Consider the following 9,944-nt stretch of genomic DNA (forward strand, 5'->3'; position numbering starts at 1 on the left):
CCGAATTCGGCTTCTACTTAGCCTCATGATTGTGGCTCCTCGGGGGCTCGGTGAAGTGTGGTAACTCCATCAAGCACACCGACGGGGCCACTTTCAATTTGAATCGACGACCACCCTCAAGAATCTCGGATCAGGGCTAGGAGGCCCGAATGCGCCGAACGATTTCGCTCTTGTTGATCGCGTGCTTCGTGATGGCCTGTGGGAACCTGCCGCGACTCCGACGCAACGTCGCCGTCCCCCATGATCCCGGAAAGGCCCACGCGGAAGCCGACACGAACCGCGACGGTTTCGTGGACATGGAGGAGTTCCACCACCGGATTACCGAAATCTACTACCACGGCGATCGCGACAAGGACGGGTACATGACGATCACCGAAATCAACCGCGTGGTGGTCTTCCAGGAAGCCTGGACCGACGTCGACACGAACTCGGACGGCAAGATCTCGCTCCACGAGTTCGTCCGCGACCGTATCATCGACTTCCAGATCGTCGACTCCGACGCCGACGGCTTGTTGTCGCCCGACGAGGTGCAGGACGCCTACGGAAAGGGAACGCCGTGATCCGCTTTTCCCGGGTGTCCATGACTGTTTCGTTGGCCCTGCTCGTCTGCGCCCTCGGCTGCGTCTCCGCATACGACAAGACCTTCGAGCAGGAGACCCAGCACCTCGAAGAAGAGGCCCGCGTCGAGCAGGAGGCGCAGCGGGCCGAGCAGGAGGCGCGACGCGCCGCCGACCAGGCCGCCTACGACGAAGCCGCGCGCTATGCGGCCGTCGTCTACTTCGAGACCGGCAGCGCTGTGATCGGGGAGACCGGGTACAAGGAACTTGGCTGGTTCGTCAAACAGGTGGCGGGCGCGCCGCCCAGCACCAAGGTCCTCGTGCAGGGTTTCGCGGATTCGACCGGAGGCGAGACCCTCAACCAGGGCTTGTCGGAGACGCGAGCTCGCGCGGTCGCCGCCCACCTGGACAACCTGGGCATCCCGAGTTCGCGACTCGTCATCCAGGGTTTCTCGGAGAACTTCCCGGCTGCCGACAACGCAGCCTCGGCGGGCCGGAAGAACAACCGAAGGGTAGAGGTCACGCTCCGCTAGTCCACAGTGAGCCGTGGGGAACTCTGACCGGCCGTCACTTCGCGCCCCCGGGAGGAGCGAAGCGGACCTAGCGAGCGCGTTCCTCCGCTAGACGGGTGCGGACCCGCTCGGCCCAGAAATCGAAGGCCTTCTGGACGTCGTCCCAGCTGGCGGTGGAACCCTCGAAAGTGCGGCCGCCACCGCGACGGTCGACGGCGGCGAGGAGGCGTTCGTCAGTCATGCCGTCCAGGATCTCGGCCTCGATGCCCGCCGAGCCGACGAAGAGTTGGGTCGTCGTTCCGAGCCCCACCACCGCCGTGAGCAGGCGGATCTGCGGGATCACGGCGGAGACGATGTCGAGTGGAACGTTGGACCCGTCCGCTTCGGTGATTGCGACCCGAAGGCGCAGCACGCCCGGCCCCGTACGTTCAACGATCTCGTAGTCCTGGGCGAGCGAGTGGCGCAGCGCGGCGTCGAGGTAGTCGATCAGCACCTGCAGGCGGTCCATGTCGACGTCGGTGGAGGCCGAGCCCCAGGCCGCGACTGGCTCGACGAGCACCTTGTCATAGCGCGTGAAGTCGGCTTCCGGATTCCGGTAGACGAGCAGGGCATCGTCCTTGCCGCCCTTCTGCAGCTGGCTGTAGCTGCCGAGAAAGCCGGCCGTTTCTGTCCTCCGGGCCTGCCTGGTAGGACCAGTCGCGCAGCCGAGCGCAACCAGGGCCGCCGCCATGACGAGGGGAGCGAATCGCATGCTGGAGTTCCTCACTTGACGCTGTAGCCCCGGGCATCCATGCAGACCCCGAAGGCACGAGCATAGGGGGCCTGGGTGCTCGCGGCCTTCTGCTTTTCGGAAGCCATCGCCTGTTGGCGGCCTCGCGAGGCACGATTCATCGAGCAGGTCTCCTCGAGCGAACGAAATCGTGGAGGCGCAGAACGTGGTGGCGAACAGGGTACGAAATCAAGGCGAAGAGACTATCCGAATTGCGTCGATCGCAGGCATTGGTTCGGGTACGTAGGCCGCGCGGCGAACCGCGCTACGATACGATCCACTCATTGAGGGGGAACATTGCGCGTCGTCGGCCTGATCGGTTGCAGCATCGTGCTCGCTTGGGTTTCAGGTGCGCCGCTCGCGGCACAAACCACTCAACAGGTCGTCGCCAATGCGGCCGTCGATGCGGAGAAGAAGGCCATCATCGCCACCGCAATGCAGCTCAGCGAGGCGGAGGCCAGCGCCTTCTGGCCCCCCTATGACGACTTCCAGGAGGGCCTCGGCAAGCTCGACCGGCGCATGGCCGAACTGATCCAAGTCTACGCGGAGACCTGGCGCTCACTCGACGACGAGACGGCCAAGACCCTGCTGACCGAGTACCTCGACATCGAGAAAGACCGCACTGGCCTGCGCAGTTCCCATGTAAGGCGCTTCCGGCGCGCACTGCCGGAGGGGAAGGTGCTGCGCTACTACCAGCTCGAGAACAAGTTCCAAGCGACCGTCCAGTTCGGCCTGGCCGAGAAGGTGCCGCTCGCACCGTAGAGGAGAAAAGGATGAGATCGGTTCTGGTGCTGATGCTCGTGGTGTGCTGGCCTGGGCTCGCACTCAGCGAGGACGAGGCGGCCGAGCTGCCCGCCATCGACCCCGCGGCCGTCGCCATCCTGCGCGAGGCCATCGAGCCCATCATGGCCGCGCAGGCAATCGACGTGGAGTTCCGCACCCTCTACGACGTGGTCCAGGAGGAAGGCCACAAGCTGCAGTTCGGAAGCCGGGACCGTGTGAGCATCCGCCGGCCCGACCGCGCTCGGTTCACGACCGCTCGCGACGATGGCCGCACGCGGGACATCCGTTACGACGGCTCGACGCTCACCGCCTATGACGAGGGCGAGAACGTCTACGGCCAGTTTCCCGTTCCCGACACGCTCGACGCGGCCTTCGACTACCTGGAGCTCGAGATCGGCATGACGCTGCGGCTGGCCGACCTCTTCTACGAAGACATCTCCCACCTGAGCGGCGTGGCCTTGGCTGGCGCGGTAGTCGGGGTGAGCCGGGTCGGTGAATGGACGTGCGACCACCTCGTGTTTCGCGGCGAAAGCGTGGACTGGCAGCTGTGGGTCGAGCGGGGCGACGAGCGCCGTATCCGAAAGTTCGTGATCACCTATCACGACGATCCGGGGGAGCCGCAGTTCGCTGCGGTCTTCGATCGCTGGGACCTCGCGGCGAAGCTCTCGGACGAGACCTTCGTCTTCGCGCCGCCCGAGGCCGCGGAGCGGATCCCGGTGCTCGCGAGGCCGGTGGTCTCCGGGGGAGTACGGTGATGCGCTGGAGCCGACCTTTGCTCGTCTTGATGGCCCTTGGAGCGGCGGGCCTGCTGTTCGCCGCCGACGCCGCGGACGCGCGGGGAAGGGGAGGAGGTGGCGGTGGCGGCAGCCGCGGAGGTGGCGCCTCCCGGGGTGGCGGTGGCGGCAGCCGCGGAAGTAGCGCCTCCCGGGGCGGCGGCAGCCAGGGCTCGGTCCGCAACAGCGGCTCCTACAACCGCGGCGGGAGCAGCAGCCGCTCCTCGACCGGCTCGCGCAGCGGAGGAAGCCGCGGCTCCTCCGGCAGTGGATCGAGAGGCGGCGGCAGTCGCGGCTCCTACGACCGTGGCTCGGGCGGCGGTGGTAGTCGCGGCTCCTACGACCGCGGAAGCCGCAGCGGATCGAACCGCGGAAGCTACGACCGGAGCAGCTACCCCTCCCGCGGCGGTGACTACAAGCGCCCCGGCAGCGGAGGCCGGCCCGACCCGAGCGGCAGGCCCGGTGGCACCCGTCCGGCGGATCGTCCCGGCACGCAGCGTCCGGGGGGCACGCGACCCGGCACGGGGGACCGGGGCGACCTCGCCAGTCGCCGGCCGAGCACCCAGCCCGTCGATCGTCCGGGGGGCGCGCGACCCGGCAAGGGGGACCGGGGCGACCTCGCCAGTCGCCGGCCGAGCACCCAGCCCGTCGATCGTCCGGGGGATAGGCGCCCTGGGGATCGTCAGCCGGGCGAGCGCCCCGGCCCGGGAGACCGTCGCCCTGGCGAGACCCCGGATCGAACCGGCGACCGCCAGAAGGATCGCCAGGACGCCGCGAAGGATCTGCAGAAGGACCGCAGCGATGCGGCCAAGGATCTCCAGAGCGATCGCCAGGACTTCGTCGACAAGACCCAGGATGAGAGAAGGGACTACGCCGAGAACGTCCGCGGCGAGCGCCAGGAGTGGGCCGAGAACTACTACGACGAGTACTGGGACTGGCACCACGACAGCTGGCACGGCCACTACTACGGGCCGACCGTCTTCATCTCGCTGGGCTGCAGCCACGAGGTCGTCGTGGTGAGCACAAATTCGTACTACTACTGCGGCGGCCGCTACTACGACCGCGTCTACGTGCAGCAGGAGGTGAAGTACGTCCCGGTCTCCGCGCCGAGCGGGGCCGAGCGGACGACGCTCGAGAACCCGATGGAGATGGTGGTCGAGGGCAAGGAATACTGGCTAGCCGAGGGCGCGTTCTACGCGCAGGTCCAGCGCGAAGGAAAGAACGTCTACGTTGTCGTCGATCCGCCGATCGGGGCGGAGGTGCGCAAGCTTCCCGAGGAAGCCCGCGAGATGAAGGTGGACGGCAAGAGCTACTGGCAGTTCGACCGCGTCTTCTACCGGAAGGTCGGCGACGTCTACGTCGTCACTCCACCGCCAGCACCGAAGGCCGCAGCCGGAGCGTGAGCACACGCTGGATCGCGCCCGGGCTCCTGGTTGCGGTAGCCTGCAGCCAGATCGTCCTGGCCCACACGGCCGACCTCTCGCCTTGGCTGGGCGGGGGCTTCGGCATGTTCGCGACCCTCGACTCGCGCGGCGAGCGCCACCTGGCGATCTTCGCCGAGTCGCCCGGGCTGCTGCATGAGCTCGACCTGCCGTCGGAGCTCGAGCACCGCGCGGAGGCCGTGCGGGCGCTGCCCACCCGAACTCGCCTTCTGGCGTTGGCGAGGGAGGTCGCGGCCGCGGAAGAGGGGCGAATTCCGGGGCTCCAGTCCGTCCGCATCCAGCTCTGGCAAACGCGCCGGGAGCCAGGCTCGCTTCGTTACGACGAAGCGATCGAACGCGAGGTACAGGTGGAGGCGCCGTGAGCGAAGACCGGCTTCGCCTCGCGTGCGGCCTCAGCCTGGCGGCCCTGCTCTGGCATCCGGTCGGGAACGAGCCGCTGCGGTTCGGCTTCCTCCTGCTGGCCGGCGCTGGCCTCCTGCTGCCGGGGGCATTGCGCCGTTCCGCTCTCTGGTTCGCGCTCGCGTCTCTCGCCGCGCTGCGCGTCGCCCTCGACTGGCCGCTTCCCGACAACCACGCCTACCTGTTGGCCTGGTGGTGCCTGGCCGTCGGGCTCGCGCTCCGCGCACCCGAGCCCGGCATGGAGCTCGCTTGGAGCGGTCGGGTACTGGTCGGTCTGGTCTTCGCCTTCGCCTTTCTGTGGAAGGTGGTTCTCTCCCCGGACTTCGTCAGTGGCGACTTCCAGCGCTTCACCTGGCTCACCGATCCGCGTTTCGAGCTGGCAACCCTGCGGCTCGGCGGCCTCTCCGCCGAGGCACTCGAAGCCAATCGCATGTTCCTGCTCGGCGCGCGCGACGCTCCCGAGGCCCTCGCCCTCACGCCCGCGTTCCGAGCCTGGACCTGGAGTGCCACGCTCTGGACGCTGATCACCGAGGGCGCCCTGGCCTTGATGTTCCTCGCTCCGCCTAGCATGACCGCCCGCTTTCGCGACGCCCTGCTGCTGGCCTTCTGCATCGTCACCTATGCGTTCGCGCCGGTCGCGGGCTTCGCCTGGCTGCTGCTCAGCATGGGCCTGGCCCAGGCCCCACCCGGGCGCCGCTGGAGCGCGGCCTACCTGGCGACCGCGGCGCTCGTGCTGCTCTACGACCAGGAGCCCTGGGGCTGGCTCTTGTAGCGAGGCGCCGACGCGGTCGTCTGCTATCCGTCCTGTGTTCGACGCAGCCGCAGCGGCGCAAGGAGACATTCATGACCATCGGCACACTCCTGCAGGTCCTTGCCATGGCGAGCGCTCTTCTGGCCGGCACTGCCCAGGCTCAGATGTTCGAGCCCTGGCGCACGACGCGGGATCCGGGCTTTCTGCCGGCCGCGCTCCGAGAGAGCACGCTGCACAAGGTCGAGGGCTCCGTCCGTACCGAGGGCTACCAGCACAGCTACGTCGTCAAGTCCGCGTACGGCCGGTTCGAGGGGGAAGGCGACGCCATGCTCCGACGGCTGGTGCGAGAGATCCACGCCCTCGAGGCCATGAAGGAGGTGAGCAAGACCGAGGCCTTCGCCAATGCCACGGTCGAGGTGCTGAAGAGCCCCTTCGAGGCCCTGAAGGGTCTCGCGACCGAGCCCGTCGCAACCGTGACCGGGGTTCCGAAGGGCGTGGGACGCATCTTCGAGGCCGTCGGGGAGACGATCAAGGGCGCGGAGAGCGAGTACGAGGACAACGAGGTCGAGGCGCTGCTCACGCTCTCGAAGTTCAAGCGGCAGTACGCCGCCAAGCTCGGCATCGACGTCTACACGAGCAATCCGGTGGTGCAGACCGAGCTCAACCGGATCGGCTGGGCGGCCGCGATCGGGAACCTGGCGCCCAGCGTCCTCACCATGCCGATCAGCGGCCCGGGCATCATGGTGGCCAAGTCGCTCGACTGGGTCGACGCGCTGAACGACCTGCTGGTCGAGAAGGCACCGACTGCGCTGCGCCACGACAATGCGGAACTGCTGGAGACGATGGGGATCGAGGCGGGGCTGGCGACCCGCTTCCTGGACCATCCCCTCTACTCCCCCCGCCACGAGACGGTGCTCGTGTACGCGCTCGCCACGCTGAAGGGAGTGAAGGGGCGGGAGCACGTCCTGACCTTGGCGCTCGGCGCCGACAGCGAGGTGCAGGCCCTCTACTTCCAGCAGCTGGCCGAGATGCTGGCGGGCTATCACCGCGAGCGCTCGCCGATCCTCGAGATCGTGCCGTTCCGCAACCTGGTGGTGGCACGGGCGCAGAACGGCCATGTGGTGGCGCTGGTGCCCTTGGACGAGGGGCGCTGGACCCGCGGCGCGTCGCGCGCCCTGCGAACACTGAGCGCGAACCCACCCGGGGGCACGCCGAAGGGCATCGAGCTGGTGGTGACCGGCACGCTCTCGGCCAAGCTGCGCCAGCATGCCAAGGGAATAGGCCTCGACGTGACGGAGGGCGCGAACGTCGCGTTCGGCCTGCTCGACTAGCTCAGAACTCGACTGACACCGCCACTGCCGGTCCGAGGCCATGTCCGGCAGGTTGTGGCGGCGGTCGCGGAACGGGCTGGCGTCGAAGGCCACGCCGGTCTGGAGCAGCCGCGCGGGCGCCGTGCCCTCGTTCTCGCTCCAGTCCGCCCAGCCGATGTCTCCCATCACGGCGACGGTGAGCTGGTGGTAGACACTGGCCCGCACCATCTGGGGAATGGGCACGTCTGACTCCGCGGCCATCGTGCTTGCCGTCGCCGTCCGATGCCTCGCTCAATCTCGCTGGGAGGACGGGGGTTGCTCGCAACCCGCCAAGAGAGAGACGTGGCCTTTCCGACACGTTGAAAGGCCCAAGCCGAATTCTGAAGAGCCCGTACAATGCGAGCGCCTGCACCTTCCGGGGGGACCCAACACGTGTTGACCGCCTCGATTCAGCTGCCCGTCCTTGCGCGGCTGCACGTGGCAAGCTTCCCGGCGCAGGCTGCTGCCCAACCCAGAAGCGAAGCCGCTGTGGACCGACCGCTTTGCCCACGGGATGGCTCGCCGAGACAGGCCCGCTCGACCGACACGCTGGATCGCGAGGACGAACGCCGCCGTTCGCAGATCGACATTCTTCTCCTTGGCAACGTCGCGAACGCTCGCGTAGGCACGACGCATGCTTTTCTCGAGTTCGCTGTTCACGCGCTCGAGCTCCCAGCGGAACTGCTGGATGTTCTGCGCCCACTCGAAGTAGCTGACCGTCACCCCGCCTGCGTTCGCGAGGATGTCCGGGACGATCATCACGCCCGCGTCCTTCAAGATCGCATTCGCGTCCTGGGTCGTCGGTGCGTTCGCGGCTTCGACGATGACCTTCGCCTTGACCTGGGGCGCGTTCTTCTCCTTGATCGCGTCCTCGAGCGTGGCCGGGATCAGGACATCGGCGGGCCAGGCCATGATCTCGGCCCCGTCGAATGCGTCGCCGCCCGCGAAGCCATGCACCGTTCGATGCTCGGCCGCCCAGGCCACCAGGGCCGGCACGTCGAGGCCGGCATCGTTCGATACGGCTCCCATGTGGTCCGCGACGGCGACGACCTTGCCACCCCGTTCGGCGATCAGTCGGGCGGCGTGGCTGCCGACGTTACCGAATTCCTGAAGCGCGACCGTTGTTCCAGAGAGATCCATGCCTCGGTCGCTGAGCCCGATTCGCCGGCGAACAGCCACATCCTGATCAGCGGCCGGCCCTTCTCGCAGGAGTGGCCGCGAGATTCAGACCCGGGCAAGCGTCTCCCGCGGCGATTCGCAGAAGTGTTCCCGGTAATCAATCGAGAAGCGGCCGAGGTGGACGAAGCCGTTGTTGAGGGCGATGCGGGCGACGCGGGCGCGTGATGGGGCGCCCGCGAGGAGGTCCTGCTGCGCCGCGTTGAGGCGGCGCGCCTTGATGTAATCGGAGGGACTGACTTGGAAGTACTCCCGAAACGAACGCTGGAGCGTGCGCAGCGAGGCGCCAGTGTGGCGGCAAACGTCTTCCATCCGGATCGTTTTGGAGTAGTGATCCTCGATGTATCCCCTCGCGAGCCTCGCGATATGGCTGGCCGACCGGTTGCCGAGGCACACTTCGCCGGGGCGTTTCTCGGTCTCCCCGACCATCAGGCCGAGGAACCGGCATATCAGGTGGGAGAAATCCTCGAAAGACATGCTGCCGTAGGACAGCAGGCCGGTCACTTGGCCGTGAAGCGCCGACCACTCGGACGAAGGGCCCGGTAGGATGCGAATTGGCCCGCCGTTCATGCGCGTCCGGGGGAAGAGCACTCGAGCACTCGCCTCTAAATCGGATTTGGGAAGGGTGAGAGTCTTGCATTCTGCTTCGTCCGGGGAAACAAAGTCCACTTCTGAGTCCGCGTCCATCACAAGCACCTGGTCGTTCCCCACCTCCGCGCCGTCGACCATCATGAAGAACGGTGGGCGCATGATGCCCAGTGCCACGCTCCCCCCGGGAGGAGTCAGCAGAGCGTGCACGCGCTTGTCCAGGTGATGCGAGGTGAGTGAGGACTGCCCGAGGTGCAGCCACCGCCATCGGCTCGTGACGAGTCCCTTGCTCAGTTGGAGGTATCTGCCTTCCCTGCCCATCGAGTGGGCGAATTCGTTCAGCCCCTCCATCGAGCGGAAGGTGGCGTCCATGAGGGTGGATGTCGGACTAGCGTTGCCAGGCATGCCGCCATTCTCGGCGATCCGACGCAGGCCAGCAACCGCCCTATCCTGAATAGCAGGACGCTCGGCGGGTTCGAAGTATCAAAGAAGGGTGAGAAGTGGCGCGGGGTTACGCCTCCTGCCTTGCAAGGTGCTGCAATGGACGGAAATAGACTGAACACATCACGGCCCCGCGGCCCTATACGGCCCCTTTCGATGTGACAAAACCCGAACCGGCGACCCCCACGTCCGGATCGGGCCAGATCGCTCCCGAATTCGGGCGATCTGCCATCCAGCTACATGGCCGGGTAGCGGGAAACCCCTCTGTAGAGTAGCCCGGGGCAGTCGCCTACCCCGGGCCCTCGCCAGATCCGGACAAGGAGATTTCCACCATCCGGCTCCTCCGTGAATGAGTCTTGTGGCTACGTACCCCAGAGCGAGACCATGATCCGGGGTCTGGGGAG

The 9,944-nt window shown here is 67.2% G+C and carries 11 protein-coding genes; 8 read left to right on the forward strand and 3 right to left on the reverse strand.

What is annotated here, in order from left to right:
• Positions 1–149 precede the first annotated feature (149 nt).
• On the forward strand, positions 150–560 hold the full coding sequence (locus GY937_14200; GenBank protein MCP5057853.1) for a hypothetical protein: 411 nt from the start codon (positions 150–152) through the stop codon (positions 558–560).
• A gap of 20 nt (positions 561–580) precedes the next feature.
• On the forward strand, positions 581–1,090 hold the full coding sequence (locus GY937_14205; protein MCP5057854.1) for an OmpA family protein: 510 nt from the start codon (positions 581–583) through the stop codon (positions 1,088–1,090).
• 67 nt (positions 1,091–1,157) lie between these two features.
• Here GY937_14205 and GY937_14210 read toward each other — a convergent pair whose 3' ends face one another.
• A complete protein-coding gene (locus tag GY937_14210) occupies positions 1,158–1,820 on the reverse strand; it encodes a DUF3313 domain-containing protein (GenBank protein MCP5057855.1) in 663 nt (220 codons plus the stop codon).
• A gap of 315 nt (positions 1,821–2,135) precedes the next feature.
• Between GY937_14210 and GY937_14215 the strand changes: the two genes are divergently transcribed.
• From GY937_14215 to GY937_14240, 6 genes are all read left to right on the forward strand, one after another.
• Positions 2,136–2,600: a hypothetical protein gene (locus GY937_14215; protein MCP5057856.1), complete on the forward strand. Its 465-nt coding sequence runs from the start codon at positions 2,136–2,138 to the stop codon at positions 2,598–2,600.
• An 11-nt stretch (positions 2,601–2,611) separates the two neighbouring features.
• Positions 2,612–3,376 (forward strand): DUF2092 domain-containing protein, encoded by a 765-nt coding sequence (locus tag GY937_14220; GenBank protein ID MCP5057857.1) that lies wholly within the window; start codon positions 2,612–2,614, stop codon positions 3,374–3,376.
• Positions 3,376–4,797, forward strand: a complete 1,422-nt coding sequence (locus tag GY937_14225; GenBank protein MCP5057858.1) for a hypothetical protein — start codon at positions 3,376–3,378, stop codon at positions 4,795–4,797. The genes GY937_14220 and GY937_14225 overlap by 1 nt, the downstream gene beginning before the upstream one ends.
• Positions 4,794–5,198 (forward strand): hypothetical protein, encoded by a 405-nt coding sequence (locus GY937_14230; protein MCP5057859.1) that lies wholly within the window; start codon positions 4,794–4,796, stop codon positions 5,196–5,198. The genes GY937_14225 and GY937_14230 overlap by 4 nt, the downstream gene beginning before the upstream one ends.
• Complete coding sequence (locus tag GY937_14235; protein ID MCP5057860.1) at positions 5,195–6,007, forward strand: hypothetical protein; 813 nt, start codon at positions 5,195–5,197, stop codon at positions 6,005–6,007. Before GY937_14230 ends, GY937_14235 begins: the two co-directional genes overlap by 4 nt.
• Positions 6,008–6,078: 71 nt before the next feature.
• On the forward strand, positions 6,079–7,317 hold the full coding sequence (locus GY937_14240; GenBank protein ID MCP5057861.1) for a hypothetical protein: 1,239 nt from the start codon (positions 6,079–6,081) through the stop codon (positions 7,315–7,317).
• Between the two features lie 270 nt (positions 7,318–7,587).
• On the opposite strand, the gene GY937_14245 is transcribed toward GY937_14240, so the two are convergent.
• A complete protein-coding gene (locus tag GY937_14245; GenBank protein MCP5057862.1) occupies positions 7,588–8,514 on the reverse strand; it encodes a hypothetical protein in 927 nt (308 codons plus the stop codon).
• Positions 8,515–8,559: 45 nt separating this feature from the next.
• Complete coding sequence (locus GY937_14250; GenBank protein ID MCP5057863.1) at positions 8,560–9,471, reverse strand: helix-turn-helix transcriptional regulator; 912 nt, start codon at positions 9,469–9,471, stop codon at positions 8,560–8,562.
• Between the last annotated feature and the right edge of the window lie 473 nt (positions 9,472–9,944).

The organism is bacterium (assembly GCA_024228115.1).
Lineage (GTDB): Bacteria > Myxococcota_A > UBA9160 > UBA9160 > UBA6930.

Coding starts and splice junctions, on each gene's coding strand:
- GY937_14200 (MCP5057853.1), top strand. CDS start 150: ATGCGCCGAACGATTTCGCTCTTGTTGATCGCGTGCTTCGTGATGGCC.
- GY937_14205 (MCP5057854.1), top strand. CDS start 581: ATGACTGTTTCGTTGGCCCTGCTCGTCTGCGCCCTCGGCTGCGTCTCC.
- GY937_14210 (MCP5057855.1), bottom strand. CDS start 1,820: ATGCGATTCGCTCCCCTCGTCATGGCGGCGGCCCTGGTTGCGCTCGGC.
- GY937_14220 (MCP5057857.1), top strand. CDS start 2,612: ATGAGATCGGTTCTGGTGCTGATGCTCGTGGTGTGCTGGCCTGGGCTC.
- GY937_14225 (MCP5057858.1), top strand. CDS start 3,376: ATGCGCTGGAGCCGACCTTTGCTCGTCTTGATGGCCCTTGGAGCGGCG.
- GY937_14240 (MCP5057861.1), top strand. CDS start 6,079: ATGACCATCGGCACACTCCTGCAGGTCCTTGCCATGGCGAGCGCTCTT.
- GY937_14250 (MCP5057863.1), bottom strand. CDS start 9,471: ATGGACGCCACCTTCCGCTCGATGGAGGGGCTGAACGAATTCGCCCAC.